This window comes from Streptomyces sp. NBC_00525 (assembly GCF_036346595.1).
Classification (GTDB): domain Bacteria; phylum Actinomycetota; class Actinomycetes; order Streptomycetales; family Streptomycetaceae; genus Streptomyces.
On sequence record NZ_CP107834.1, the window covers coordinates 3,615,110 to 3,640,960 of the forward strand.

33 protein-coding genes are annotated in these 25,851 nt (G+C 72.2%); 22 read left to right on the forward strand and 11 right to left on the reverse strand.

Annotated features, from left to right (window positions below; translation table 11 throughout):
* Positions 1-126 precede the first annotated feature (126 nt).
* The 5 genes from OG710_RS15915 to OG710_RS15930 all read left to right on the forward strand — a co-directional run bounded on the left by OG710_RS15915 (position 127) and on the right by OG710_RS15930 (position 2,944).
* Positions 127-822 carry an LmeA family phospholipid-binding protein gene (locus OG710_RS15915; protein ID WP_330239911.1) on the forward strand — a complete coding sequence of 232 codons (696 nt, stop codon included), beginning with the start codon at positions 127-129 and terminating at the stop codon, positions 820-822.
* A 199-nt stretch (positions 823-1,021) separates the two neighbouring features.
* A complete protein-coding gene (locus tag OG710_RS31320) occupies positions 1,022-1,129 on the forward strand; it encodes a putative leader peptide (protein ID WP_353962123.1) in 108 nt (35 codons plus the stop codon).
* Positions 1,130-1,282: 153 nt separating this feature from the next.
* A complete protein-coding gene (locus OG710_RS15920) occupies positions 1,283-2,128 on the forward strand; it encodes a sulfurtransferase (protein WP_330239912.1) in 846 nt (281 codons plus the stop codon).
* 74 nt (positions 2,129-2,202) lie between these two features.
* A complete protein-coding gene (locus OG710_RS15925) occupies positions 2,203-2,490 on the forward strand; it encodes a DUF1416 domain-containing protein (RefSeq protein ID WP_018101653.1) in 288 nt (95 codons plus the stop codon).
* Between the two features lie 124 nt (positions 2,491-2,614).
* Positions 2,615-2,944 (forward strand): DUF3099 domain-containing protein, encoded by a 330-nt coding sequence (locus OG710_RS15930; protein ID WP_330239913.1) that lies wholly within the window; start codon positions 2,615-2,617, stop codon positions 2,942-2,944.
* 28 nt (positions 2,945-2,972) lie between these two features.
* On the opposite strand, the gene OG710_RS15935 is transcribed toward OG710_RS15930, so the two are convergent.
* Entirely contained in the window at positions 2,973-3,335 is a 363-nt protein-coding gene (locus OG710_RS15935) for a DsrE family protein (RefSeq protein WP_330239914.1), read from the reverse strand.
* A gap of 107 nt (positions 3,336-3,442) precedes the next feature.
* Between OG710_RS15935 and OG710_RS15940 the strand changes: the two genes are divergently transcribed.
* The 6 genes from OG710_RS15940 to ygfZ all read left to right on the forward strand — a co-directional run bounded on the left by OG710_RS15940 (position 3,443) and on the right by ygfZ (position 8,290).
* Positions 3,443-4,282 carry a hypothetical protein gene (locus OG710_RS15940; protein ID WP_330239915.1) on the forward strand — a complete coding sequence of 280 codons (840 nt, stop codon included), beginning with the start codon at positions 3,443-3,445 and terminating at the stop codon, positions 4,280-4,282.
* Positions 4,279-5,097 (forward strand): hypothetical protein, encoded by an 819-nt coding sequence (locus OG710_RS15945; protein WP_330239916.1) that lies wholly within the window; start codon positions 4,279-4,281, stop codon positions 5,095-5,097. Before OG710_RS15940 ends, OG710_RS15945 begins: the two co-directional genes overlap by 4 nt.
* Entirely contained in the window at positions 5,094-5,900 is an 807-nt protein-coding gene (locus OG710_RS15950; RefSeq protein ID WP_330239917.1) for a hypothetical protein, read from the forward strand. The genes OG710_RS15945 and OG710_RS15950 overlap by 4 nt, the downstream gene beginning before the upstream one ends.
* Positions 5,901-6,170: 270 nt before the next feature.
* The gene (locus OG710_RS15955) at positions 6,171-6,743 is read left to right on the forward strand and encodes an FABP family protein (RefSeq protein ID WP_330239918.1); all 573 of its coding nucleotides are present in this window, start codon (positions 6,171-6,173) and stop codon (positions 6,741-6,743) included.
* Positions 6,744-6,819: 76 nt separating this feature from the next.
* Positions 6,820-7,302 (forward strand): Fur family transcriptional regulator, encoded by a 483-nt coding sequence (locus OG710_RS15960; protein WP_330239919.1) that lies wholly within the window; start codon positions 6,820-6,822, stop codon positions 7,300-7,302.
* A 22-nt stretch (positions 7,303-7,324) separates the two neighbouring features.
* A complete protein-coding gene (ygfZ, locus tag OG710_RS15965; protein ID WP_330239920.1) occupies positions 7,325-8,290 on the forward strand; it encodes a CAF17-like 4Fe-4S cluster assembly/insertion protein YgfZ in 966 nt (321 codons plus the stop codon).
* 18 nt (positions 8,291-8,308) lie between these two features.
* On the opposite strand, the gene dtd is transcribed toward ygfZ, so the two are convergent.
* Positions 8,309-8,758 carry a D-aminoacyl-tRNA deacylase gene (gene dtd / locus OG710_RS15970; protein WP_330239921.1) on the reverse strand — a complete coding sequence of 150 codons (450 nt, stop codon included), beginning with the start codon at positions 8,756-8,758 and terminating at the stop codon, positions 8,309-8,311.
* A 117-nt stretch (positions 8,759-8,875) separates the two neighbouring features.
* Here dtd and OG710_RS15975 point away from each other — a divergent pair, with 117 nt between their 5' ends.
* From OG710_RS15975 to OG710_RS15985, 3 genes are all read left to right on the forward strand, one after another.
* Positions 8,876-9,505, forward strand: coding sequence for an RsiG family protein (locus tag OG710_RS15975; RefSeq protein WP_330239922.1), 630 nt, complete (start codon positions 8,876-8,878; stop codon positions 9,503-9,505).
* 48 nt (positions 9,506-9,553) lie between these two features.
* A complete protein-coding gene (locus tag OG710_RS15980; protein WP_111336565.1) occupies positions 9,554-10,540 on the forward strand; it encodes an asparaginase in 987 nt (328 codons plus the stop codon).
* Positions 10,541-10,628: 88 nt separating this feature from the next.
* Positions 10,629-11,882 carry a GNAT family N-acetyltransferase gene (locus tag OG710_RS15985; RefSeq protein ID WP_330239923.1) on the forward strand — a complete coding sequence of 418 codons (1,254 nt, stop codon included), beginning with the start codon at positions 10,629-10,631 and terminating at the stop codon, positions 11,880-11,882.
* Positions 11,883-11,926: 44 nt separating this feature from the next.
* Here OG710_RS15985 and OG710_RS15990 read toward each other — a convergent pair whose 3' ends face one another.
* Positions 11,927-12,637: an N-acyl homoserine lactonase family protein gene (locus tag OG710_RS15990; RefSeq protein ID WP_330239924.1), complete on the reverse strand. Its 711-nt coding sequence runs from the start codon at positions 12,635-12,637 to the stop codon at positions 11,927-11,929.
* A gap of 55 nt (positions 12,638-12,692) precedes the next feature.
* On the opposite strand from OG710_RS15990, the gene OG710_RS15995 reads away from it, so the two are divergent.
* The 4 genes from OG710_RS15995 to OG710_RS16010 all read left to right on the forward strand — a co-directional run bounded on the left by OG710_RS15995 (position 12,693) and on the right by OG710_RS16010 (position 14,697).
* Entirely contained in the window at positions 12,693-13,052 is a 360-nt protein-coding gene (locus OG710_RS15995; RefSeq protein ID WP_330239925.1) for a VOC family protein, read from the forward strand.
* 85 nt (positions 13,053-13,137) lie between these two features.
* Positions 13,138-13,545, forward strand: a complete 408-nt coding sequence (locus OG710_RS16000; protein WP_330239926.1) for a helix-turn-helix domain-containing protein — start codon at positions 13,138-13,140, stop codon at positions 13,543-13,545.
* Positions 13,546-13,596: 51 nt separating this feature from the next.
* Positions 13,597-14,244 (forward strand): hypothetical protein, encoded by a 648-nt coding sequence (locus OG710_RS16005; RefSeq protein WP_330239927.1) that lies wholly within the window; start codon positions 13,597-13,599, stop codon positions 14,242-14,244.
* 117 nt (positions 14,245-14,361) lie between these two features.
* Positions 14,362-14,697: a DUF2516 family protein gene (locus OG710_RS16010; RefSeq protein ID WP_111336577.1), complete on the forward strand. Its 336-nt coding sequence runs from the start codon at positions 14,362-14,364 to the stop codon at positions 14,695-14,697.
* Here the strand turns inward: OG710_RS16010 and OG710_RS16015 are convergent.
* The 3 genes from OG710_RS16015 to OG710_RS16025 form a co-directional block, all read right to left on the reverse strand.
* A complete protein-coding gene (locus tag OG710_RS16015; RefSeq protein WP_330239928.1) occupies positions 14,679-16,022 on the reverse strand; it encodes a PP2C family protein-serine/threonine phosphatase in 1,344 nt (447 codons plus the stop codon). The two genes, OG710_RS16010 and OG710_RS16015, sit on opposite strands and share 19 nt — an antisense overlap.
* 268 nt (positions 16,023-16,290) lie before the next feature.
* Positions 16,291-17,373 (reverse strand): C40 family peptidase, encoded by a 1,083-nt coding sequence (locus OG710_RS16020; RefSeq protein ID WP_330239929.1) that lies wholly within the window; start codon positions 17,371-17,373, stop codon positions 16,291-16,293.
* Positions 17,374-17,660: 287 nt separating this feature from the next.
* Positions 17,661-18,440 carry a class I SAM-dependent methyltransferase gene (locus tag OG710_RS16025; RefSeq protein ID WP_111336583.1) on the reverse strand — a complete coding sequence of 260 codons (780 nt, stop codon included), beginning with the start codon at positions 18,438-18,440 and terminating at the stop codon, positions 17,661-17,663.
* A 211-nt stretch (positions 18,441-18,651) separates the two neighbouring features.
* On the opposite strand from OG710_RS16025, the gene mshA reads away from it, so the two are divergent.
* From mshA to OG710_RS16040, 3 genes are all read left to right on the forward strand, one after another.
* Complete coding sequence (gene mshA, locus OG710_RS16030) at positions 18,652-20,016, forward strand: D-inositol-3-phosphate glycosyltransferase (RefSeq protein ID WP_111336585.1); 1,365 nt, start codon at positions 18,652-18,654, stop codon at positions 20,014-20,016.
* Positions 20,017-20,115: 99 nt separating this feature from the next.
* Positions 20,116-20,640 (forward strand): YbjN domain-containing protein, encoded by a 525-nt coding sequence (locus tag OG710_RS16035; protein WP_111336587.1) that lies wholly within the window; start codon positions 20,116-20,118, stop codon positions 20,638-20,640.
* 227 nt (positions 20,641-20,867) lie between these two features.
* Positions 20,868-21,671 carry a hypothetical protein gene (locus OG710_RS16040; protein ID WP_330239930.1) on the forward strand — a complete coding sequence of 268 codons (804 nt, stop codon included), beginning with the start codon at positions 20,868-20,870 and terminating at the stop codon, positions 21,669-21,671.
* A gap of 7 nt (positions 21,672-21,678) precedes the next feature.
* Here the strand turns inward: OG710_RS16040 and OG710_RS16045 are convergent, their stop codons facing one another.
* The 3 genes from OG710_RS16045 to OG710_RS16055 form a co-directional block, all read right to left on the reverse strand.
* Positions 21,679-21,921 (reverse strand): hypothetical protein, encoded by a 243-nt coding sequence (locus tag OG710_RS16045; RefSeq protein ID WP_111336591.1) that lies wholly within the window; start codon positions 21,919-21,921, stop codon positions 21,679-21,681.
* Positions 21,918-22,166 carry a hypothetical protein gene (locus tag OG710_RS16050; protein WP_111336593.1) on the reverse strand — a complete coding sequence of 83 codons (249 nt, stop codon included), beginning with the start codon at positions 22,164-22,166 and terminating at the stop codon, positions 21,918-21,920. Before OG710_RS16050 ends, OG710_RS16045 begins: the two co-directional genes overlap by 4 nt.
* A gap of 141 nt (positions 22,167-22,307) precedes the next feature.
* Positions 22,308-23,066, reverse strand: coding sequence for a phosphoglyceromutase (locus OG710_RS16055; protein WP_330239931.1), 759 nt, complete (start codon positions 23,064-23,066; stop codon positions 22,308-22,310).
* Between the two features lie 198 nt (positions 23,067-23,264).
* On the opposite strand from OG710_RS16055, the gene OG710_RS16060 reads away from it, so the two are divergent.
* Entirely contained in the window at positions 23,265-24,569 is a 1,305-nt protein-coding gene (locus OG710_RS16060) for an MDR family MFS transporter (RefSeq protein WP_330239932.1), read from the forward strand.
* Between the two features lie 17 nt (positions 24,570-24,586).
* Here the strand turns inward: OG710_RS16060 and OG710_RS16065 are convergent, their stop codons facing one another.
* Positions 24,587-24,736: a hypothetical protein gene (locus tag OG710_RS16065; RefSeq protein ID WP_199564815.1), complete on the reverse strand. Its 150-nt coding sequence runs from the start codon at positions 24,734-24,736 to the stop codon at positions 24,587-24,589.
* A gap of 245 nt (positions 24,737-24,981) precedes the next feature.
* Positions 24,982-25,659: a phosphate signaling complex protein PhoU gene (gene phoU / locus OG710_RS16070; RefSeq protein ID WP_111336599.1), complete on the reverse strand. Its 678-nt coding sequence runs from the start codon at positions 25,657-25,659 to the stop codon at positions 24,982-24,984.
* Positions 25,660-25,851 lie beyond the last annotated feature (192 nt).

Consider the following 25,851-nt stretch of genomic DNA (forward strand, 5'->3'; position numbering starts at 1 on the left):
AAGCCCTCCGCGGGGAACCGTTGGGGGGCTTTCGTTCGTCGCTCTCGCGGGGACGTGCCGTGCGGTCGACAGGAGGCTCGCGGGCCCCGGGGGGCCGTGGGTACGGCAGGTGGGGGAAGAGACAGCATGCGCGCACTGCGAATACCGGTCATCGTCCTGGCGGTCCTGGCGGCGTTGTTCATCGCCGTGGACCGGGTGGCGGTGTACGTCGCCGAGTCGCAGGCCGAGGGCCGGGTGAAGGTCGAGGGCGCGCGGATCGGGTCCACCGACATCTCCATCAAGGGCTTCCCGTTCCTCACCCAGGTCGCCGGCTCCGAGCTGGACGAGGTCGAGGTGAGGCTCACCGGGGTCGAGACCCGCGCCGGCGGCCGCTCGCTGCGGATCTCCACCATGAACGCCGAACTGCGCGACGTCCGGCTGACCGACGGCTTCTCCGGCGCCACCGCCGCCCGCGCCACCGGCACGGCGGTCATCTCGTACGAGGACCTGACCGAGGCCGCCAGTGACGGGGTCACGGTCGAGTACGGCGGCAAGGGCAAGGTGAAGGTGACCGGGACCGTCGTCATCCCGATGCTGGGGCGCACGGTCTCGCGCAGCGTGCTGTCCACCGTCACGCTGATCGACGGCCGCACCGTCCGCGTCCACGCGGACAAGGTGCCGGGTGAGGGCATCCCCGGTCTGGAGCGGCTGGTCCGCGAGAAGACCGACTTCGAGCGCCAGGTCGGCGGGCTGCCGAACGGCCTGCGGCTGGAGAAGATCCAGCCGACCGCCGAGGGCCTGGAGATCGCGGTGACCGGCAGCGATGTACGGCTGGCGGGTTGACCGGAACGGTGCGCGGGCAGGGGCTCACCCACATAGTGAGACGGCCGCGTCCGGTCCGCAGATGGCCCATCGTCCCGGCGTGGCGCCCGGCGTGTCCGGGGCCGTCCGAGCGGTCGCTTATCCCGCACTACGGACGATCCTGTCTCAGAATGCGACACAACGGTGACATGTCCGCCCGTACATCCCTACGATCGGACCCATGCAGTGCTCTATTAGCGGTCTCCCACAGCGGGGACGGGCGGACCTCACGAAGCGGCGGGCAGTGGACCTGTGCCGCGTCGCCGCCATGCTCTGTCGCACTGTCTGAGCGGGACATCTCCCGCGTTCGCCGGCCCTTCGACCGTACGTCGGGGCCATCGCGCCCGCCGCCCGTGGACACGGACGGCCCGCGCCCCGCACATCCGCATCACGCACGATCCGTGCACCATCTCGCCGCAGACTGCCCCGGAGGAGAAACAGAATGAGCCGCAGTGACGTCCTGGTAGACGCCGACTGGGTCGAGGCCCACCTCGACGACCCGAAGGTCGCCCTCGTGGAGGTGGACGAGGACACCTCCGCGTACGAGAAGAACCACATCCGGAACGCGATCCGGATCGACTGGACCCAGGACCTCCAGGACCCGGTCCGCCGCGACTTCGTCGACCAGGCCGGTTTCGAGGCGCTGCTGTCCGCCAAGGGCATCGCCAACGACACCACCGTCGTCCTCTACGGCGGCAACAACAACTGGTTCGCGTCCTACGCGTTCTGGTACTTCAAGCTCTACGGCCACCAGGACGTCCGCCTGCTCGACGGCGGCCGCAAGAAGTGGGAGCTGGACTCCCGCGACCTGGTGGACGGCGACCAGGTCCCGTCCCGCCCGGCCACGCAGTACAAGGCCCAGCCGCAGGACGAGTCGATCCGCGCCTACCGCGACGACGTCGTGAAGGCCATCGGCACCCAGAACCTGGTCGACGTGCGGTCGCCCGACGAGTTCAGCGGCAAGCTGCTCGCCCCGGCCCACCTCCCGCAGGAGCAGTCGCAGCGCCCCGGCCACGTGCCGAGCGCCCGCAACATCCCGTGGTCGAAGAACGCCAACGACGACGGCACGTTCAAGTCGGACGACGAGCTGCGCGCCCTCTACGAGGCCGAGCAGGTCGACCTGGCGAAGGACACCATCGCCTACTGCCGCATCGGCGAGCGCTCCGCGCTCACCTGGTTCGTGCTGCACCAGCTGCTGGGCCAGGAGAACGTCAAGAACTACGACGGTTCCTGGACCGAGTACGGCTCCCTCGTCGGCGTGCCGATCGAGCTCGGCGCCAACAAGTAAGGCCCCGTGCCACCGGGCCGGCACCCGCCGGCCCGCCAACGACCAGCATGACCACCGACCCGAAGGACTGAACCATGTGTGGAGCAAAGGCCGGCGGCCCCGACGCTTCGACGATCAAGCCCGGTGAGACCACCATCCAGGGCAGCGTGACCCGCGACGGCGAGCCCGTCACCGGCTACGTCCGCCTGCTGGACTCGACCGGCGAGTTCACGGCCGAGGTCCCGACCTCGGCGACCGGCCAGTTCCGCTTCTACGCGGCCGAGGGCACCTGGACCGTGCGCGCGCTGGTCCCCGGCGGCACCGCCGACCGCACCGTCGTCGCGCAGACCGGTGGCCTGGCCGAGGTGGCCATCGCCGTCTGACACGGCACCCGGCGACGCCGATGACCGGCCGAAGGGCCGTACCCCAGGGGGTTTGGACGCTTACCTGGCACGGGTACGGCCCTTCGTGCTGCCCGCACGGGCCGATCGGGCCTACGCTGGAGACATGTACCGCCGACGCCGGCGCGCCTACTTCCTGCTGATGGGCGTATGTCTCGTCCTCTTCGTCTCGGCCTGGGCCTTCGTGAGGCTCTGGTCGATGCCCGCCGCCATCGCGATGTGCGTGGTCGCGATGGTGATCCCGCCCGTCGCGGCGATGGTGGGCAACCGCAAGGGGCCCGAGGACCGCTGGTGGGACGAGCCGGGCGCGGGGCGGGAGCAGCCGCCCGATGACGCCCGGCCCGGCGTCCGGCCCGGCAGGGGCGGCGGCGCCACCGGCGACCCGGAGTCCGACGCGTGGTGGGAGGAGCTGGACGGCAGGAGGCGGCGCCGCTGAGCGGCACCCGGCCCCGCCGACCGTGCGCTCAGTAGACGAGCGCCTGTACGTCGTCGGCCATGACCTCGCTGACGAAGACCTGCGCCCCGGCGATGCGCACGCCCTCCAGGACGTCCTTCTCGGTGATGTCGCGCCGCGCCGCGCACTGCGTGCACAGCGTGATCCGGCCGCCCGCCTGGATGGACTCGATGAGGTCCGGCAGCGGCGCGGCGTGCGGCAGTTCGAACTCGGCGGCGCGGCCCGGCAGCGCGAACCACGCCGATTCCCCGGTCAGCCAGAGCGAAACCTCCACCCCGCTGGCGACGGCCACCGCCGCCACGGTGAACGCCTGCGAGCAGCGCTCGGCGGAATCGGCACCTGCGGTCACCTTGATCACGAGCTTCTTCGGCATATACGGAACTGTAATCGTTGCCCGCACAACCCCACCCCGAACCTATGGGTCAGTTGTGTGGGCGGATAACGGAATTCGTGCTTCAAGGTCTCGTGGGGGGACCCATTTTGCATCTGAAAGACAGCATTTCCGACGGGCAGCCCGAACTGCCCGCCGGCACGGCCGAGCCCGAGGAGGGGGAGCAACCGCAGTCCGAGGCGGAGCCCGTCGCCGTCGTGAAGCGGCGCCCGCGCGGGCGTACGACCCTGATCATCGCCGCCGCGGCCGTCCTCGGCCTGGCGGGTGGCGTCGCCGCCGGGTACCGCGTACAGGCGGACCGGGCCCCGACGCCGCTCGCCGCGCTCTCGCAGCCGGGTCTCGCGTACCCGGCGAAGGCGCTGCCCGCGGGCAGGGAGCCGGCCCCGCTGCCGGCCTCGCAGGACCGCCAGGTCCGCACCGAGGGCGACCTGCGCAAGCTGATCCTGCCCCGGCCGAAGGGCTGGAAGGATGACAAGGGCCTGACCGCTCTCTCCCAGGACGGGTGGCTGGGGGTGGAGAACTACGCCATGAACTTCGAGAACGCGGAGTACATGTACGGCGATCTCCTCGACCAGGGCCTCCGCCGGGTCGCGGGCGCGTCCTGGAAGAAGGGCGAGTACCGCGCGGCCGACGTGTACCTGGTGCAGTTCAGCTCGGGCGCCGCCGCCGCCGCGCACGCGGAGGATCAGCGCTCGTACATGCCCGGGAAGCGGGCCGCCGGCAACGAGGGCACCGCGATCAAGGGCAGCGCCGAGGGCCGCTACTACCTCTTCCCGGCCGAGCGCAAGGCCGGTTACCTGCCCTTCTACCGGGCCAGGGCCATCTTCAGCCGGGGCGACGTCATGGTCGACATCCACATCTACGACAGCGCCCCGATCAGCAAGAAGGACATCCGGACGCTGGCCGAGCGACAGCTGGAGCGCCTGTGAGCGACGAGAACACGCCCGAGCCCACGGCGGCCCCGGAACCGGCGATCGTCCCCGCGCCCGCTCCCGTACGGAAGCGCCGGGCGCGGCGGGTGGCCCTCGCGGCCCTCCCCGTCGTCCTGGTGCTCGCCGCCGTCGCCGGCGCGGGCGCGTACACGAAGGTCACCGTCGACGGCGCGGACCGCACCGTTCCCACCCGGCTGTGGCAGAAACCCGCGCACGAGCCGGCCAAGGACCCCGCCGGTGACATCGAGCGGGGCCGGTCCAGCACCGAACTGAGCAAGTTGCTGCTGCCCGTACCGTCGGGCTTCCGGCTCGGCCCCGATTCGGGCACGTACGGCAACGACGCCGAGATCAGCGGTCCTGCGGCCACCGCGGAGATGAAGGACAGCGGGCGCGGCCTGTCGGGCCGGCAGCGGCGGGAGTTCGAGAAGCGCGTCGACAAACTGCACGTCCAGGGACTGGCCGTGCGCACGTACGCCTCGGACGACAACGACCTGGTCGTCGACACGCAGCTGGTGCGGATGAAGGACAAGAAGGCCGTCCGGGACCTCTACACCTTCCGGCACGAGCTCCTCGACAGCATCGGCGTCCTGCGCGACGGCCCGAAGATCGACGGCCACCGGCGGAACGCCTCCTGCTTCCTCAACCCCAAGGAGGGCAAGCGGCGGGTCGAGGGCATGTTCTGCATGGCGTACGAGGGCGAGGTGATGGTCACCTTCTCGGCGTCCGGGACCGCGCCCTTCCGCAAGGCGGACGTCGCCGAACTGGTGAAGGACCAGCTGAACCACATCACGTCCCCGGGGGAGTACATATGAGCGAGCAGACGGCCACGCCCGCGGTCCCGGTGCCCCGGCCCCCGCGCCGGATGCTGCGTGCCGTGGCGCGGTGGACCACCGCCGTGCTGGTGTTCGGTGCGGTCGGGGCGGGTACGGCGTACGGCATCACGTCGATGGAGCGCACGGACGTGCCCGGCCTGGCCACCGAGAGCGACGGGCGCTGGGACTACCCGAAGCTCAGCCTGCCGGCGCTCCCGGCGGACAGACCGCGCCCCGGCAGCGACGGCAACCCGCTGGAGATCCACTACGCCGACCTGCGCGAACTGCTGCTGCCCGCCCCGGCCGGGGCCACGGTGGACAAGAAGCTCAAGGGCGGCTGGGTCACCCCGGAGCGGTTCGCCTCAGAGTTCCACGAAAGCGCCCGGCCCAGCATCGTCACGCGCCTGGAGGAGGGAACCCTGCGGCACATCGCGGCGCGCGGCTGGACCATGCCGGACGGCACGTCGAACCGGATCTACCTGCTGCGGTTCGGCTCGGCGGAGGACGCCGACGCGTTCCGCGACGCGCGGTTCATCGGGTCGTCGTCGCCCGGTGACCCGCCGCTCGACACCCAGGGGGACCTGGAGCTGGACGAAAGCTGGAAGGGCGGTGGAAAGGTGGACACCACCGCCTCCTACGTCTACGTCGAGCCGAAGCCCTACGGCTCCGCGCAGGTGCGGGAGGCTTACGTGATCGCGGGGGACACGCTCGCCCTCGTCGTCCAGTCCCGCGAGGGCGCCGGCGGCACGCCCCGGGTCCCGTTCCACCAGACGGTCATCCTGCAGAACCAGCTCCTGGGCTGACCGGACGCCCCGGAACGGCGGGGCCGGGTCCCACCCATTAGGCTGGGGCCCGGTCCGGTACTGCCCTGTACCGCGCCCTACCGCTCGTCCGAGGAGCTCTCCGTGCTTGAGGCATTCTTCTCCGCCCTGCTGGTCCTGGTCTGCGTCGGCGTCCTCGCCTTCGCCGCCGTGACCGTGAAGAAGCTGTACCAGGGTCAGCGCTGACCACCTGCCCCACCCGCCCGTTCCCGGCCCTCCCGCCTCCCGCCTCACAGATCGACTGAGCCGCTCATGATCGAGATCCCGTCCGACCTGCACCCGGACCTCGTCCCGCTGGCGTTCCTCCTGGGCAACTGGGTGGGCGCGGGCGTCTCCGACTTCCCCGGCGCCGAGAAGTGCAACTTCGGCCAGGAGGTCACCTTCAGCCACGACGGCCGGGACTTCCTGGAGTACACCTCGCACTCCTGGGTCCTCGACGCCGAGGGCAACAAGGTCCGCCCGCTGGAGACCGAGACGGGCTACTGGCGCATCGACAAGGAGCGCAAGGTCGAGGTCGTCATGGCCCGCGACCAGGGCGTCATCGAGATCTGGTACGGCGAGCTGGCCGACAAGAAGCCGCAGATCGACCTCGTCACCGACGCGGTCGCCCGTACCGCGGCCTCCGGCCCGTACAGCGGTGGCAAGCGGCTCTACGGCTACGTCAACAGCGACCTGATGTGGGTCGGCGAGAAGGCGACGCCCGAGGTCGAACTGCGCCCGTACATGTCGGCGCACCTGAAGAAGACCGTCACGCCCGAGGAGGTCGAGGCGATGGCGAAGAGCCTGGGCGACCTGCCGGACGACGGGATCGCGTTCTTCAAGTAGGCACCTCCGAGCAGCCGGCTCCGAGTAGCCCCGGATTCCGCCGAACGGGCCCGCCGCCCGGATCTACACTGGGTCTGTGGTGAGCACCGACTGGAAGACCGATCTCCGGCAGCGCGGCTACCGGCTGACGCCGCAGCGCCAGCTCGTCCTGGAAGCCGTCGACACGCTCGAACACGCGACGCCCGACGACATCCTCAGCGAGGTGCGCCGGACCGCGTCGGGCGTGAACATCTCGACGGTCTACCGGACGCTGGAGCTCCTGGAGGAGCTGGAGCTGGTCAGCCACGCCCATCTGGGCCACGGCGCCCCGACGTACCACCTGGCCGACCGCCACCACCACATCCATCTGGTGTGCCGGGACTGCTCGGACGTCATCGAGGCCAATGTGTCCGTCGTCGCGGAGTTCACCGAGAAGCTGCGCGGCGCGTTCGGGTTCGAGACGGACATGAAGCACTTCGCGATCTTCGGCCGCTGCGCCGACTGCACGGCGAAGGCGGCGCGGCCGGAAGCGGAATCCGCCGGGCCGGAGGACGGGCCCGCACCGGCGGCCGGGGCCTGAGCACCAGTCGTAGGCTGGGCGCATGAAGAGCCCCCTGCTGTCCCTGCCCGGCGCCGTCCCCGCCGAGGGCCGCGACGAAGGCGTCGCCGCGCACTACGGCGACCTGTTCCGCGAGCAGCGCGCCCTCGCCGACGGTTCGGGCCTGGTCGACCTCTCGCACCGCGGTGTCGTCACCGTCTCCGGGAGCGACCGGCTGGCCTGGCTGCACCTCCTGATCACCCAGCACGTCACCGACCTCGCTCCCGGCCGGGCCACCGAGGCGCTGATCCTCAGCGCCAACGGCCACATCGAGCACGCCCTGTATCTCGTGGACGACGGCGAGCAGGTGTGGATGCACGTCGAACCGGGAACGCGCCAGGACCTCATCGCCTATCTGGAGTCGATGAAGTTCTTCTACCGGGTCGAGGTCGCCGACCGCACCGAGGACTTCGCGGTGGTGCACCTCCCGGCCGGCTCGATCGCGGAGGTCCCGGAGGGGTCCGTCGTACGCGAGACGCCGTACGGCCGCGACCTGTTCCTGCCCCGCCCGGAGCTGGAGTCGTACGCCGCCGGGCACGGCCCGCTCGCCGGGGTGCTGGCGTACGAGGCGCTGCGCGTCGAGGCGCACCGGCCGCGGCTCGGCTTCGAGACCGACCACCGCACCATCCCGCACGAGCTGGGCCTGATCGGCGTCGCCGTCCATCTCCAGAAGGGCTGCTACCGGGGCCAGGAGACCGTCGCGCGGGTGCACAACCTGGGCAAGCCGCCCCGCCGCCTGGTCTTCCTGCACCTGGACGGCAGCGAGGTGCATCTGCCGGGCCCCGGCACCCCGGTCCGGCTCGCGTCGGACGGGCCCGACGGCCGGCAGCTGGGCTTCGTCACCACGTCCGCCCGCCACTACGAGCTGGGCCCGATCGCCCTGGCCCTGGTGAAGCGCAACGTGGCGGTCGACGCGGAACTGCTCGCCGGCGACACGGCGGCGGCGCAGGAGACCGTCGTCGAGCCGTAGGACGTACCGGAGCGGGGCTCAGACCTCGACGATGACGGTGAACGGGCCGTGGTTCGTGAGCGAGACGCGCATGTCCGCCCCGAACCGGCCCGTCTCCACCGTCGCCCCCAGGGCCCGCAGCCGCGCCACGACCTCGTCCACCAGCGGCTCGGCGACCTCGCCGGGCGCGGCGGCGTTCCAGGTGGGGCGGCGGCCCTTGCGGGCGTCCCCGTACAGGGTGAACTGCGAAATCACCAGAAGCGGAGCGTTCACGTCCGAGCAGGACTTCTCGCCCTCCAGGATGCGGACCGACCAGAGCTTGCGGGCGAGCTGCGCCGCCTTCTCCGGGGTGTCCCCGTGGGTGACCCCCACCAGGACGCACAGGCCCTCGCCGGTTATCTCCCCGACGATCCGGGAACCCCCGTCGCCGTCCGCCGCGTCCCTCACCGAGACGCTCGCGCCATCCACCCTCTGTACCACTGCACGCATACAGACCAACCTATCTTGGGCCGAACGGGTACAGAGCAACCTCATCGGGGCCCTCGGGGTGGCACGATGCTCGGGAGGCGGTGCGCCGACGCACCGGTCGAGGGGATGGACACAAGCATGAGCACCCATGGAACCGGGCAGTCCCCGGCCGCAGTGCCGGTCGCGCGTCCCGGCGTCAGCGGCGGCACGGGCCCCGGTACGAGCATCAGCACCCTGCGCCCGCCCGTACAGCGGACCGGGCAGGGCGACGAGGCGGGCGACGGCGCGGCCCGGCCCGACCTGGGCGCGCTGCGGCTGCCGGAGCTGCGCGCGCTGCGCCGCGATGCCCAGCGCGACGAGGCCGACCTCAGCTATGTGCGCCGGCTGGTGCAGGGCCGGATCGACATCCTGCGCGCCGAACTGGCCCGGCGCGCGGGCCCGGAGGCTCCGGTGGTGGACCGGCTGTCGGAGATCCTCGCCGACGCCCCGTCCCCGCAGCGCTCCTCCGCCCGGCACGTCACGCTGTCCACGCCGCGCAGCGCGGAGTACCGCAGGCTCGCGGCCGAGACGCTCGCCGAGGTCGAGCTGTCCGACCTGGACGCCCGGACGGACGAAGAGCTGCACACCGCGATGGGGCGCCTCGTCCGCTACGAGCAGCAGGTCTCCCGGCGCCGGCACCGGCTCCAGCGCATGGCGGACGGGTGCGGCGCGGAGATCGCCCGCAGGTACCGTGACGGGGAAGCACACGTAGACGACCTGCTCGTTTGAGGCGATCCCTCCGGGGGCGGGTCCACCGCCCGTTCCCGGAAGGCCGCCATGACCCCCAGCGCAGCCCGTACGCCCGCCCCCTCCGACGCCGCCCCCTGCCTGCCCGTGCTGGCCGAGGTCGTACGGTCCGGTTTCACCGAGGGGCACCACCGGGGCTCGCTGGTCGTGCTCGCCGCGGACGGCAGTGTGGAGCTGGCCCTCGGTGACCCGGCGGCCCCGGTCTTCCCGCGCTCCTCGAACAAGCCGATGCAGGCGGCGGCGGTGCTGCGGGCCGGGCTCGACCTGTCCGGCGAGCGGCTGGCCCTGGCCGCCGCCAGCCACTCCGGCGAGGGCTTCCACCTCGACCTCGTACGCAAGATGCTCGGCGAGCACGGTCTGTCGCCCGACGACCTGCAGACCCCGCCGGACCTGCCGCTGGACCCGGTGGAGGCGGAGACGTACCTCGCCTCCGGCCGGGTCCGCGACCGCCTCACGATGAACTGCTCCGGCAAGCACGCGGCGATGCTCGCCGCCTGCGCGGTCAACGGCTGGGACCTGGCCGGTTATCTGGACCCGGCGCATCCGCTCCAGCGGCTGGTCCACCAGGTCGTGGAGGAGGCGGCGGGCGAGCCGGTCGCCGCCGTCGGCACGGACGGCTGCGGGGCGCCGCTGATGGCCGTCTCGCTGGTGGGGCTGGCCCGCGCGTTCCGGAGTTTCGTCCTGGCGGAGCCGGGTAGTGCGGAGCGCCGGGTGGCGGACGCGATGCGGGCGCACCCCGAGTACGTGGCGGGCACCCGGCGCCCCGACACCTGGCTGATGCGCGAGGTGCCGGGCGCGCTGTCCAAGATGGGCGCGGAGGCCGTCCAGGCGGTGGCCCTGGCGGACGGCAGGGCGCTGGCGTTCAAGATCGACGACGGCGCGACGCGGGCGCTGGGCCCGGTCCTGGCCCGCGCGCTGGGGCTGCTGGGGGTCGACACCCCGGTGGTCGCCCGGATCGGCCGCGCGCCGCTGCTGGGCGGGCCGGCGGAGGTGGGGGAGATCCGGGCGGTGTTCTGAGCCTTCGCCCTTTCCCGCGTACGGGTGTCCGAACCAGGCGCGCCAAAACCAGGCGACATCCCGCGCCGCGCTCCTTAGCGTGAGGCGCATGACCGACCTCGACATCCGTCCCCTCGCCCCGTCCGAACTCCCCGACTGGCTGCGCGCCCTCAACACCGGGTTCCTGCGGCCGCCGACGCCCACCGACGAGCAGGTGGCCGGGCGCCGGAGCCATATGGACATCGCCCGCACCCAGGGGGCGTTCGACGGGGGGCGGTGCGTGGCGACGTTCCGCTCGTTCGCCCAGGAGCTGACGGCGGTGGGCGGCGCCGCGGTGCCGGCCGACGCGATCACCAACGTGTCGGTCTCCGCCACGCACCGCAGGCGTGGCCTGCTGACCCGGATGATGGCCGTGGACCTGGCGGCGGCGAAGGAGCGCGGCGACGTGGCGGCGACACTGATCGCCGCCGAGTACCCGATCTACGGACGGTACGGGTTCGGCCCGGCGACGACGGCCACCGAGTGGGAGATCGACGCCCACCGCACCGGCCTCGACCGGCAGCGCCGGGTCCCGGCGGACGGGGACGGCGGCCGGATCGACCTGGTGGACGGCGCGGAGGTCCGCAAGCTGGGCCCCGGTCTGCACGAGCGGCTGCGGGCCTCCCGGCACGGGGTGGTGGACCGCGACGAGCACTGGTGGGAGCTGGCCACCGGCGAGTCGCCCTCCCAGTTCCACCCCTGGGTCGAGCCCTTTTACGTCGTGTACCGGGGGCCGGACGGCACGGTGGACGGCCTGCTGAGCTACCGCGTCGACGCGACCTGGAGCGACGCCAAGCAGCCGGTGAACGGTGCGAAGGTCCGCGACCTGATCGCGGTGACCCCGGCGGCGGAGCGGGCACTGTGGCACTACCTGTGCTCGGTGGACTGGGTCTCCACCATCCGTACCGGCCTGCGCCCCGCCGACGACCTGGCGCCGCTGCTGCTGCCGGACCCGCGCGCGGCGCGCGTGGTGACGCAGGCGGACTTCCTGTGGGTGCGGGTCCTGGACGTCGTACGCGCCCTGGAGGCCCGTACGTACGCGGTGCCCGGCTCCCTCGTGCTGGAGGTCCGGGACGCGGCGGGCCTCGCGTCCGGCCGCTTCCACCTGGACGCCGGTGCGGACGGCGCCGCCTGCGCGCCCACGACGCGCTCGGCGGACCTGGCGATGGACGTACGCGACCTGAGCACGCTCTGGCTCGGCGACGAGTCGGTGCTGCGGCTGGCGGCGCTGGACCGGGTGGCGGAGCTGACGCCGGGCGCGGCGGCGCGGGCGGACACGCTGTTTCGGGCGGCGCGGCGGGCGTGGTGCCCGGACGTGTTCTGAGCGCGGCGGTGTTCGGGGTGGGGTGGCCGGTGGGGCGGTCGGGGTCAGTGGGCTTGCGGCCGTGCCGGTTCCCAGACCGCGCAGTCGTGGGCGAACAGCACCCGGCGCGGGTCGAGGTCGGCGAGCCGGTCCAGCCACGGGCGGTAGGGCGGAAGCGGGGGTTCCACGCCCTCGCGGGCCGCCTGGCGGGCCAGGTGGTCGGAGGCGAAGTGGGAGGCGAAGTCGTGCGCCTGGCCGGCGAGGACGACGGTGCCGTCGCTCTGACGGAGGACCAGGGACTGATGCCCCGGTGTGTGGCCCGGCGTGGGAACGACCCGGACGCCCGGCCAGAACTCGGCCTCCCCGGACAGCACTTCGTAGGTGGCGCGGGGGAAGTCGACCAGTTCGTCGACGGTGTAGTCGCCCCGGCGGGCGGTGGCCAGTTCGACGTCCTGGACGAGGATGGGCGTACCGCCGAGGAGCGGGTTGCCGCCGCAGTGGTCGAAGTGCAGATGGCAGTTGACGACGAGGGAGATGTCGTCGAGGCCGACTCCCGCCGCCGCCAGGGCGTCCCGCAGCGGGCGGCGCCGGGGCCGGTAGTGCGCCTCGGTCTCGGGGCCCGCGTCCCCGATGCCGGTGTCGAAGAGGATCAGCCCGTTGTCGTGCCGGACCAGATAGGCGAGGACCGGTTCCACCCGCGGCTCCGGCCCGCCCGTCTCGGACGCGGGCCGGACGAAGTACCCGAGATCGAGCCGTCGTACCGGCATGTTCCCCATACCGGCGAGTGTGCCAGAGTCCCGGACGACCGTTGACGAGTTGGAGGCTTTGACCATGGAACTGATCGCGATAACGCTCGACTGCCCCGATCCGCCGGCCCTGGCGGCGTTCTACCAGGCGGCCACCGGCTGTGAACCTCACCCGAGGTCGAACGCCGAGTTCGCCGGCCTCAACGGTGACGACGGACTCCTCATCGGCTTCCAGCGGGTCGACGACTACCGGGCCCCGAGCTGGCCCGACCAGAACGTGCCCCAGCAGCTCCACATCTGCTTCAAGGTCGCGGAGAGCCTGGACGAGGCCGAGGCCCGACTGCTGAAACTGGGCGCGGGCAAGCCGGCCCACCAACCCCACGGCGACAGAGCCCGAGTCCTCACCGACCCGGTCGGCCACCCCTTCTGCATCGTCACGCACTGACGAAACCGCGCGTGCCGCCGAGGCGTAGTGACACTTTTGCAAGCGGGTGCTTGCAAAAGTTAGCGGGGCGGGGCAGCATCGGGGTATGGCCTCACTCAACGTCGGCAGTCTCGGCGACTATCTGCGTGAGCAGCGTCGCAATGCCCAGCTGTCGTTGCGGCAGCTCGCCGATGCCGCCGGGGTGTCCAACCCCTATCTCAGCCAGATCGAGCGCGGGCTGCGCAAGCCCAGCGCCGAGGTGTTGCAGCAGGTCGCCAAGGCCCTGCGCATCTCCGCCGAGACCCTGTACGTACGGGCCGGGATTCTGGACGAGCGGCAGCAGGACGAGTCGGAGACGCGGGCGGTGATCCTCGCCGATCCGTCGATCAACGAGCGCCAGAAGAGCGTGCTGCTCCAGATCTACGCCTCCTTCCGCAAGGAGAACGGGTTGGACGACGAGCCCCCGGGGGCAGGCGAGGAGCACGCCGACGGCAGTGCCGCCGAGAGAGCTTGAACGTCCCGACCACCCTCACACCGAGCACGACGATCCGGGAGGACCACCCTCATGGCCATCACCGACGACCTGCGCAAGACCCTCACCGACCCCACCCCCCTCTACTTCGCCGCCGGTACCGCCGACCTGGCCGTGAACCAGGCCCGCAAGGTCCCCGCCCTCCTCGAACAGCTGCGTGCCGAGGCGCCCGAGCGCATCGAGGCCGTTCGCAACACCGACCCCAAGGCCGTGCAGGAGAAGGTCGCCGGGCAGGCGCGGGAGGCGCAGGCCACCCTCCAGGCCAAGGTCGCCGAGGTGATCGACGCGCTCGACACCGACCCGAAGAAGCTCGGCGAGATGGCCCAGGACCTGGCGCTGCGCGGGGTCGGGGTGGCCGCCGAGTACGCCGTGCGGGCCCGCGAGACGTACGAGAAGGTCGCCGAGCACGGCGAGCGCACCGTGCGGACGTGGCGGGGCGAGACCGCCGACGAGATCGTCGAGATCGCCGTCGTCGTCGAGCCGCGCGAGGAGGCCGCGCCGGCCGACGCGGAGGCGGCCCCGGCCGAAAAGCCCGCGACCGCCGCGAAGCCGGCCGGGACCGCGACCACCGGGAAGCCCGCCGCAGCCAAGCCGGCCGCTGCCAAGCCCAAGACCGCGGCCAGGAAGGCGCCGGCGCGCAAGCCCGCCGCGAAGAAGGCCACGCCGCCGGCCGGCGAGTAGCCGTACCGGCGCCCGGCAGGTGTGCCGGGGCGACGGGTGGGCACATTCCGGGTGGCCCGGTCGTTGTCCCGGTACCTTGGCCGCGAGGCGTTACCCACTGACTAGGCGGTACACATCATGTTGCTCGAAGGCTTCAACTCGTTCCTCGGGCTGCTCTACACGGCCATGCTCGTCCTCGCCGTGGTCGCGCTGGTCATGGCCCTGCTCGCCCGCGAGGACGCCTACCGCGCGGCGGACAAGCAGAAGAAGTCCTTCTGGCTGATCGTCCTCGGCGTCGCGGTGGCGGTGAACCTCTGGGTGCCGTTCCTGTTCCTCCAGCTCGCCGGGCTGATCGCCAGCATCGTCTTCTTCGTGGACGTACGGCCCGCCCTCAAGGCCGTCTCCGGCGGTGGCCGCCGCAGCGGCGGCTCCAGCAGCGATGGCCCGTACGGCCCCTACAACGGCGGTCGCTGAACCGACCCCGCCGACGACGCCGACCGGCCGGGGCGCGGGCGCGGAATGCTCAGCTGCGCCCCGCCGCCGGCGGGGCGCAGCCGGGCGGTGGACTCGTCGCGGTCGAGCAGCAGGACCGCGACGTCGTCGGTGAGCTCACCGCCGTTCAGCTCGCGGGCCCGCGTGACCGCGGCCTCCAGCAGGTCCTCGCCGGTCAGCCCCTCGTCCAGTAGCCGGTTGACCATCGCCACCATGCCGTCCTGGCCCAGCCGTCGCGTGCCCTCGCCGACGCGGCCCTCGATCAGGCCGTCCGTGTACATCATCAGGCTCCAGGAGCCGCCGAGCTCCACCTGCCGGCGCGGCCACCGCGCACGCGGCAGCAGGCCCAGGGCCGGGCCGCCGTCCTCGTACGGGAGCAGGTGCGCCGCGCGTCCGTCGCGGGCGATCAGCGGTGCGGGATGGCCCGCCAGGCAGAGGCCCGCGCGGCGGCCGTCCGGGGCGATGTCCACCGTGCAGAGCGTCGCGAAGATCTCTTCGCTCTCCCGCTCGTGTTCGAGGACCTGCTGGAGCGTGGACAGCAGCTCGTCGCCGCACAGCCCCGCCAGGGTCAGCGCCCGCCACGCTATGCGCAGCTCCACGCCGAGCGCCGCCTCGTCCGGGCCGTGGCCGCAGACGTCGCCGATCATCGCGTGCACCGTGCCGTCCGGGGTGCGGACCGTGTCGTAGAAGTCGCCGCCGAGCAGCGCCCGGCTGCGCCCCGGCCGGTAGCGCGCCGCGAAGCGCAGGTCGGAGCCGTCGAGCAGCGGGGTGGGGAGCAGTCCGCGTTCCAGCCAGGCGTTCTCCTGGGCGCGCAGCCGGGACTCGGTGAGCTGGTGCTGCGCGACGTCGGCGCGTTTGCGGGCGACAGCGTAGCGGATGGCGCGGCTCAGCAGCCGGCTGTCCAGCTCGCCCCGGAAGAGGTAGTCCTGCGCGCCGACGCGGACGGCCTCGGCGGCCAGCTCGGCGTCGTCCTCGGCGGTGAGGGCGAGCACGGCGTGCCGGGGCGCGATCCGCAGGACGTGCTTGAGCGTGGCCAGCCCGTCCGCCCCGCCCTCCCGGTCGCCCCGGGTCTCCGTGCCGGCGGGCAGGCCCAGGTCCAGCAGGATGCAGTCCACGTCGTCGGTGAGGAGGCGGCCCGCCTCGGTGAGGTTGCGGGCGGCGCGGATGCGGACCCGGGCACCGGCCGCGGCGGACAGCTCCGGGGCGGTGAAGGTGCCCGCCGGGTCGTCCTCGATGACCAGGAGCGTGAGGGCGGTGCCGGAGCTGTTCTCCGTGGCGGAGTCCTGCTGCGGTTCGGGTACCGGCATGGGTTCGGTCTTCCTTCCCTCCCCCCGAGGGCGCGGCGGAGCGACGATCGACGATCCGCCAGACGGGGACCATAGCGGTTCGGGGCGCGGGAACGGAATGGCGACCCGCAGGCGCCGTCCGGCATATGCGCCGCCCCGAGCCGCGTCCCCCTGCGGATCAGTCGTGATGAACCACCCCGAAGCCGCCCTCGACGTGCCCTCGAAGCACCCCCGGCGTGCCCTCGGCGGCATGACGAACCTCACGCCGCCGCCGTCCGCCCGAGGCCTCCTACGCGTCGGGACGGACCACGCCGAGTATTCGCATGGAGCCCGCGCCCGCGAGGGTGACGTCGCGGCCGGGGCGGGGGGCGTGCACGATCCGGCCGTCGCCCACGTACATGCCGACGTGCGTCGCGTCGGCGTGGTAAATGATCAGGTCGCCGGGGCGCATGTCCCGGATGGCGATGTGCGGCAGGAGTCGCCACTGTTCCTGCGAGGTGCGCGGGATGGGGCGGCCCGCCGCCGCCCACGCCTGGGACGTCAGCCCGGAGCAGTCGTACGACTTGGGGCCCTCCGCCCCCCACACGTACGGCTTGCCGATCTGCGCGGTGGCGAAGGCCACGGCCTTCTTGCCGAGCGGGCTCGCCTCGCGGTTGATCTCCTTGAGCGCGCCGGAGCCGAGCCAGGCGTTCTGCGCCTGTTGGGCGGCTTCCCGCTCCAGCGTGCGGAGACGGGCGCGCTCCTCCTTCTCCAGCCGCGACTCCAGCTTCTTCGCCGCCGCTATCTGCGCGTTGATCTTCTTCTTGGCCTTGGCCTGCTTGACGCGGTCGGCTTCCAGCTTCTTCCAGTTGGTGCCGGCGTCCTTGGTGTACGTCTCCACGTCCTGCTGGGTTCTGGTCAGTTCACCCAGGAGGTCCTTGGTGGCCTGCTGGCCCTGGCGGGCGCGGTTGATTCCGTCGAGGAACAGCTGCGGGTCGCCGCTGAGCATGAGCCGGGCGCCCGGCGGGAGCCCGGCGTTGCGGTACTGCTCGCGGGCCTGGGCGCCCGCCCGGTCCTTGAGCTCGGCGATCTTCTCCCGGCCCTCGACTATCGACTGCGCCAGCTCGACCAGTTCGCCCGACTGCTTCTCGGCCTTCTCCTCGGCGAGGTTGTACGCGTCCGTGGCGGCGCCCGCCCGGCGGTACAGCTCGTCGATCTCCAGGCGCACCTCTTCGAGGCTCTTCCCGCCGGGCGCCGCCGGTGTCGCGGAGGGGACGGGCGGATCGGCCGGCCCCGGCAGTGCCGGGGCGGCGAATGCCTGGACCGGCGAGGCGAGGACCGCCAGCGCGCAGACCAGAGTGATCGCGGCGGCTCCACAATGGCGTCGGTACACGAGCTCCCCCTCCGAGCGGTTCCCAACCGGTCGAGCAGTTCCCAAATAACCTGATTAACCGTCAGTAACATGTAGCGCTGGCGCGATCGTGCCACGCCGTACCGAAAAGCAACAGAGGCCGATACACCCCGGCCGTCGGGCACCCGCACACCCCGTCCGTCGCTCCCCGCCGCCCCCGCGATTCCGGTGCCCACTGACTCCGACGAACGATCGCCGTCCGCCGTTCCCACCTCATGGGTGAATCCCGGCGCGAAACGGCGCACCACGACCACCCGTGAACGCGCCTCTCACGCCCCCCTGGGCTCCAGCGCCGCCCACTCCACCGTCACCTCGCCCTGGCGCCAGCGCCGTACCCCGTCCGTCAGCGGCCAGTCGGCCGAGAGCGACCGCACCGCCGTGATCCAGCGCTGCCGGGCCCCCAGCGACGCGTACGGCGCGGCCGCCGCCCACGCCCGGTCGAAGTCGCGCAGGAACGCGTGCACCCGCTCGCCCGGCACATTGCGGTGGATGAGCGCCTTCGGCAGCCGTTCGGCGAGATCGGACGGCCGGTCCAGCGAGCCGAGCCGGGTCGCGAAGGTCACCGTGCGCGGACCCCCGGGCCCGAGCGCCACCCACACATGCCGGCGCCCGATCTCGTCGCAGGTGCCCTCCACCAGCAGCCCGTCCGGCGCCAGCCGGCCGCACAGCCGCTGCCAGACGGCGGCCACCTCACCCTCGTCGTACTGGCGCAGCACATTGGCCGCCCGGATCAGCACCGGCCGGCGGGGCAGCGGGATCTCGAAGCCGCCGTGCAGGAAGGCCAGGCCCTCGCGCGCGTACGGCTGCGCGGCGGCCACCCGGTCCGGGGAGATCTCGATGCCGACCACCTCCGTGCGCGGCTCGGCGGTGCGCAGACGGGCCAGCAGCTCGACGGCGGTCCAGGGCGCCGCCCCGTAACCGAGGTCGACGGCGACGGGGGCGTCGGCGCGGCGCAGGGCGGGGCCGTGCGTGGCGGCGATCCAGCGGTCCATGCGGCGCAGCCGGTTCGGATTGGTGGTCCCGCGCGTCGCGGTGCCGATCGGGCGCATGGCACCGAGCGTAACGATCCGGGCGGATGCGGTCGCCGGGCGGTCGGGCGATGATCGGGGCGACGCGCCAGCTTTCTGCCGTAACGATTCGGCAAAGTGGAAATGAAAAGGGCGGCCGCCGCTGTTCGCCACCTTCGAAGGGATCGTGCGCCCTTCGGTGCCATGCCGTGAACCGTGCCGGTACCGGGGCCCAGCGAGGAGGACGGACGACGTGACCCAGTACGTCTCTCGGCTCGGCACCAGCCGTGGCGCACCGCGTCGCAGGTTCCCCGCAGGACTCGCCGGCTCCTTCGCCGCGGGCCATCGCAGGCCGCGCCGCATCGCGATGCTGTCCGTGCACACCTCCCCGCTGCACCAGCCGGGGACGGGCGACGCCGGCGGCATGAACGTGTACATCGTGGAGCTGGCCAGGCGGCTCGCCGCGATCAACATCGAGGTCGAGATCTTCACCCGCTCCACCACCGGCGGGCTGCCCGCCGCCGTGGAACTGGCGCCCGGCGTCCTCGTCCGGCACGTGGACGCGGGACCGTACGAGGGACTGGCCAAGGAGGAGCTGCCCGCCCAGCTCTGCGCCTTCACGCACGGCGTGATGCAGGCGTGGGCCGGTCAGCGCCCCGGCTACTACGACCTCGTGCATTCCCACTACTGGCTCTCCGGACACGTCGGCTGGCTCGCCGCGCAGCGCTGGGGCGTACCCCTCGTCCACGCCATGCACACCATGGCGAAGGTGAAGAACGCCGCGCTCGCCGAGGGCGACACCCCCGAGCCCGCCGCCCGCGTCATCGGCGAGACCCAGATCGTCGACGCCGCCGACCGGCTCATCGCGAACACCGCCGAGGAGGCCGACGAACTCGTCCGCTTCTACGACGCCGACCCGCGCTCCGTCGCCGTCGTCCACCCCGGCGTCAACCTCGACCGCTTCCGCCCGGCCGACGGCCGCGCCGCCGCCCGCGCCCGCCTCGGCCTTCCGCAGGACGCCCTGATCCCGCTCTTCGCGGGCCGCATACAGCCGCTGAAGGCCCCGGACGTGCTGCTGCGCGCCGTCGCCGTGCTGCTCGACCGCAACCCCGCGCTGCGCTCCCGCGTGGTGGTGCCCGTCGTCGGCGGGCCCAGCGGCAGCGGTCTCGCCAAGCCGGAGGGGCTGCAGAAGCTCGCGGCCCGGCTGGGCATCGCGGACGTCGTACGGTTCCACCCGCCGGTCGGGCAGGACCAGCTCGCCGACTGGTTCCGGGCCGCGTCCGTGCTGGTCATGCCCTCGTACAGCGAGTCCTTCGGCCTGGTCGCCGTCGAGGCCCAGGCGGCCGGCACGCCGGTCGTCGCGGCGGCGGTGGGCGGCCTTCCGGTGGCCGTGCGCGACGGGGTGAGCGGCTTCCTGATACCGGGGCACGAGCCGGCGGCGTACGCGCGGGCGCTGGAGCGGTTCGCGGCGGCGCCGGAGCTGGTCGCCCGGATGGGCGAGGCTGCGGCGGAGCACGCGCAGCGGTTCGGCTGGGACACGGCGGCGGCCGGTACGGCCGAGGTGTACACGGCGGCGGTCCAGGGCCACCGCAGGCGTACCCGCACCCGCCTCCCGTAACCCCCACCGCGCCCGTAACCCCGACCCCACCGCACCCGTGAACCCCCACCGCACCCGCCCCCGACCGCGCGGCCTCACCGGCTGACGTACGCTCGAAACATGGCTGACGCACCCGTACCGGCAGACGACGAGGGCGTCCGCGCCGCGCAGGTCCTCGAAGCGGTGTTCGCGGATGCCGGGCTCGACTGGGAGAGCCCCGCCCCCGGCAACTACGTCGTCCAGCTCCCCGGTACCCGCAAGCTCGCCACCACCTGCTCGCTGATCGTCGGCGCGCACAGCCTCTCCCTCAACGCGTTCGTCATCCGCCACCCCGACGAGAACGACGCGGCGGTGCACCGCTGGCTGCTGGAGCGCAATCTGCGCCTGTTCGGCGTCGGTTACGCGATCGACCGGCTCGGGGACATCTACCTCACCGGCAAGCTGCCGCTCTCCGTGGTGACGCCCGACGAGGTGGACCGGCTGCTCGGCTCCGTCCTGGAGGCGGCGGACGGCGCGTTCAACTCGCTCCTGGAAATCGGCTTCGCGACCGCGATCCGCAAGGAGTACGCCTGGCGGGTCTCGCGCGGTGAATCCACCCGCAATCTGGACGCGTTCGCCCACCTCACACAGCGCCCCGCCGGCTGACCGCGCGTCATCCCGTACGGCCGGTAAGACCGTTTCGCCTTGGCAATGGGCGCGAACTGATCACGACGACGTCACGATCAGCTGCAATGCCCAAGGTAAAGGATTGCCAAACCACAGCGGGCTCATAGAGTTGGCTCACCCCACGAACACCCCCCATTTCAGGCCGCGCCGAACCCGGTGCGGCTGCTCACGTGCGGGCGAAACACCTTGAGACAGAAGGACGGTCCATGCGACCCACTGCCATACGCCGTACCGCCGTTGCCGCCACCGTGATGTCCCTCGCCCTGTTCACCGCCGCCTGCGGTTCGGACAACGACGACAAGGACAGCGGCAAGGCGGCCGGCTCGTCGGCCCAGCCTTCGGAGAAGGCCGCCGACAAGGGCGCGGACCAGCCCGCCGCGAAGGTGCTGTCCGCCGCCGAGCTGGAGAAGGTCTCGCTCGAGCAGGGTGACGTCAAGGGCCACAAGGTCACGAAGGCCGGCGCGGTCGACAAGATCGACGCCAAGGACGTCACCGCGGACAAGGAGTCCTGCGACGTCCTCGCCGACCTGCTGATGGGCGCCAAGGCCGGTTCGCCCGCCGCCTCCACGCAGCGCAAGGTGATCAGCGAGCCGAAGGCGGACGCCGCCAAGGACAGCGAGGACCTCGACGAGGCGTTCGGCGCCGCCTTCGACATCACGACGACCATGACCACGCTCGCCTCCTACGAGGGCAAGGGTGCCGAGGAGACGCTGGCCTCCCTGCGCACCGCCGCGACCGACTGCGCGGGCGGCTTCACGATCACCGCCGCCGGTGACAAGCAGAAGGTCACCAAGGTCCAGGAGGAGAAGGTCGAGGGCGGCGAGGAGGCCGGCGCCTGGACGGTCACGATCAAGGCGGACGACGGGAACATGGCGCTCAAGCTCGTCGCGCTGCGCCAGGGCAGCACGCTGGCCTCGTTCAGCGCCATGAACCTCGCGGCCGCGGGCACCGGCAAGGACTTCGACCTGCCGACCGCGGTCGTCGACGCCCAGGCCAAGAAGCTCGCCTGACGCGTGCTCAGGGCAGCGGGACGAGCCGTACGACGGTGACGGTCAGGACCGACCCGGAGACGTAGTAGAGCACGATCGCCCCGGCGACCGTCGCCTCACGGCGGTCGTGCTCCCCCTTGACGGCGGTCGAGCCGTGCCCGTACGGCTCGGCCCCCAGGGTGGCCGCCATCCGGTCCCGGAAGGCGTCACCGTCCCGCATCTTCGCCAGGGTGTCGTCGGCGGGCGGTGCGAAGGAGATCCGGAAGCTCAAGCGACGCTCCGCCTCTCGGCCTCGTCCCGCGCCAGCCGGTCCAGAATCCGCTCGGCCTCCGGATCGGGGACGGCCTCCAGCATCCAGTGCCGCATCACGGCCTGGATCTCGTGCACCCCGGCCTCGTTGATGGCCCGGTCGAACTCCGCCCGCCGCCCCTCGGGCAACGCGTCCCGGATGGCCGGGATGCTGTTGGGCACCTCGACCTCGGCACCCCCGACAAAGGTCTTCAAAGGCTCACCCATGACCGCCCTCCCACTCTTCCCCGCATGCCGCACAGCGTACGGCGAGGGGTGAGCGGCGTCACACGGGCCCGAGGCTCCGGGCAGCGAAGAGCCCCCCGTTCGCGGAGCGATCCGCGAACGGGGGGCTCTTCGGGCAGGTTGTTACTTCTTGCCCTGGTTCTTCACGGCCTCGATGGCGGCCTTGGCGGCGTCCGCGTCGAGGTAGGTGCCGCCCGGGTTCAGGGGGCGGAACTCGGCGTCGAGCTCGTAGAAGAGCGGGATGCCCGTGGGGATGTTCAGGCCCGCGATGTCGGCGTCGGAGATGCCGTCGAGGTGCTTGACCAGGGCGCGGAGGCTGTTGCCGTGGGCGGCGACCAGGACCGTGCGGCCGGTCAGGAGGTCCGGGACGATGCCGTCGTACCAGTACGGCAGCATGCGCGTGACGACGTCCTTGAGGCACTCCGTGCGCGGGCGCAGCTCCGGCGGGATCGTCGCGTAGCGCGCGTCGCCGCTCTGCGAGAACTCGGTGCCGTCCTCCAGGGCGGGCGGCGGGGTGTCGTACGAGCGGCGCCAGAGCATGAACTGCTCCTCGCCGAACTCGGCGAGCGTCTGGGCCTTGTCCTTGCCCTGGAGGGCGCCGTAGTGGCGCTCGTTCAGACGCCAGGAGCGGTGTACGGGAATCCAGTGGCGGTCCGCGGCCTCCAGGGCGAGCTGGGCGGTGCGGATGGCGCGCTTCTGGAGCGAGGTGTGCAGCACATCGGGGAGCAGACCGGCGTCCTTCAGCAGCTCACCGCCGCGGACCGCCTCCTTCTCGCCCTTCTCGGTGAGGTTGACGTCCACCCAACCGGTGAACAGGTTCTTCGCGTTCCATTCGCTCTCGCCGTGGCGGAGGAGGATCAGCTTGTACGGTGCGTCGGCCATGAGTCCGAGCGTAATCGAACCCGTCCCGGTGGCGCGCGACCGGTCACAGGGCGGACAGGGGAGCGGGACGGCCCTCGACGTTTGACGGCGGCCGTCAATCGAGTGGCCCGGGAACCCTTCGGATTCGTAATGTTCGGAGCGCCGATGGGCCGCTTACGCCCCGGCTCCAACCTTCGTACGTCCCCGGGGGGAACCCGTATGTCTGCCACCGGTCTCGGACGAGCCGCCCGGGCCACCCGGGAGACGGTCTCCGGCCTCCCTCGGGAGTTCTGGTGGCTGTGGACCAGCACCCTGGTCAACCGCCTCGGGGCGTTCGTCGCCACCTTCATGGCGCTCTATCTGACCCTGGACCGCGGCTACTCCGCCTCGTACGCCGGTCTCGTCGCCGCCCTGCACGGGCTCGGCGGGGTCGTGTCTTCGCTCGGGGCCGGGGTGATGACGGACCGTTTCGGGCGCCGCCCCACCATGCTGGTCGCCCAGCTCGCCACCGCCGCGTCCGTCGCCGTGCTCGGCTTCATGACGCATCCGGTGGCCATCGCCGGGGTCGCCTTCCTCGTCGGCATGGCGAGCAACGCGTCCCGCCCGGCGGTCCAGGCGATGATCGCCGACATCGTGCCCGCCGAGGACCGGGTGCGGGCCTTCTCGCTCAACTACTGGGCCATCAACCTCGGCTTCGCGGTCTCCTCCGCCGGCGCCGGGTTCATCGCCGAGTACAGCTACCTCGCGGGCTTCGTCGGCGAGGCCGCCATGACGCTGGTCTGCGCGATCGTCGTCTTCCTGAAGGTGCCCGAATCCCGGCCGGAGCGCTCCGGCGCTCCCGCGGCCGGCGGGTCCGCGGCGGACGACGGCGTACGGCTCTCCACCGTGCTGCGCGACGGCCGGTTCATGGGCGTCGTCGGCCTGTCGTTCGTGATCGCGCTCATCTTCCAGCAGGGGTACGTGGGCCTGCCGGTGGCGATGGGCACGGACGGGCTCAGCAGCTCCGACTTCGGCACGGCGATCGCCGTCAACGGCGTCCTCATCGTCGTGCTCCAGATCCCCGTCACCCGGTTCATCCAGAGCCGCGACCCGCGCCTGCTGCTGGTCGCCTCCTCGCTGCTCGCGGGGTACGGGTTCGGGCTGACCGCCTTCGCCGGCTCGGTCGGCGTGTACGCGCTGACCATCTGCGTGTGGACCGTCGCCGAGATCATCAACGCGCCCGTGCAGAACGGCCTGATCGTCCAGCTGTCGCCCGCGCACGGCCGGGGCCGCTACCAGGGGATGTACACGCTGTCCTGGTCGGCCGCCGCGCTGATCGCGCCCCTGATGTCCGGTGTGGTCATCGACCACTTCGGCGCCGGCTGGCTGTGGGCGACCTGCGCCGTCCTGGGCACCGTCGCGGCCGCCGGGTACTGGCTGCTCATGCGCGGGCTGCCCGCGACGGGGACCGGCGGCCCGCAGGAGACCGTGCCCGCGCCGGAGACCGGGGTACGGGTCACGAAGGCGGAGGCATCGCCCTCGTGACCCGTACGGTCCGGGGCTCAGCCCGAGCAGCCCCCGCACTGGCACGGCGCACCGGACTGGCAGCCGCACCCGCAGCCCGATCCGCAGCCGCAGGCGCCCAGAACGGTCAGGTGCACCACCTCGACAGGGGCCTCCTGCTCGGATTCGGTCATGGGGGAATCGGCCATGGTTCCTCCTCAAGGCGTACGTCGGGCCGCAGGCCCACGCGGGACGCGCGACCGGGGCGTACGGACACGTCGTGCCGCCCCACCCCATTCCATGCCCACCCGTACGGGCGCATCAACGGCGCACTTGCGCAGGAACGTCTGTACGAGCCGTGCGCGCGGGCGTGCGCCGCGGCTCTCCGCGCCCCGCCCTTCCCGCGCCGAGGGCGCCCCACACCTCGGTACGCCTACGAAACACCTCCGTACGCCTACGAGCCCTCCACCGGGGCCGGCTGCTGGATCTCGTCCGCGTGCTCGCCGGTCACCAGGTAGACGACGCGCTTGGCCACCGACACCGCGTGGTCGGCGAACCGCTCGTAGTAGCGCCCGAGCAGCGTCACGTCGACGGCCGTCTCGATGCCGTGCTTCCAGCGGTCGTCCATCAGGTGCTGGAACAGCGTGCGGTGCAGCAGGTCCATCTCGTCGTCGTCCTGCTCCAGCTGGAGCGCCAGGTCGACGTCCTTGGTGATGATCACCTCGGCCGCCTTCGCCATCAGGCGCTGCGCGAGCTGGCCCATCTCCAGGATGGTGGCGTGCAGGTCGTGCGGGACCGTGGTCTGCGGGAACCGCAGCCGGGCCAGCTTGGCGACGTGCTGGGCGAGGTCGCCCGAGCGCTCCAGGTCGGCGCTCATCCGCAGCGACGTCACCACGATCCGCAGATCGGTGGCCACCGGCTGCTGGCGCGCCAGCAGGGCGATCGCACGGGCCTCCAGCTCGTGCTGGAGGTCGTCCACCTTCTGGTCGGCGGCGATCACCGACTCCGCGAGCTTGAGATCGGCGTCGAGCATCGACGTCGTCGCCCTGCCTATCGCCGACCCGACGAGCCGGGCCATCTCGACCAGGCCCTCGCCGATCGAGTCGAGTTCCTCGTGGTATGCGTCACGCATGGGTGTCCCTCTCCAGTCCTTGACCGAGGCCGGGGGCCGCCGACGACCGGCTCCGAACCCCACGGCAATCACCGTGACGGGCGTACGCGTCGGATTCCGACCGGCCAAGTGAACCGTCTCTTGCCCCTCGGTGAACTCTGGGCGACGAGTGGCCGAGGAGGCTACAGGACGGCTGGGAGAGTGTCCGAGAAG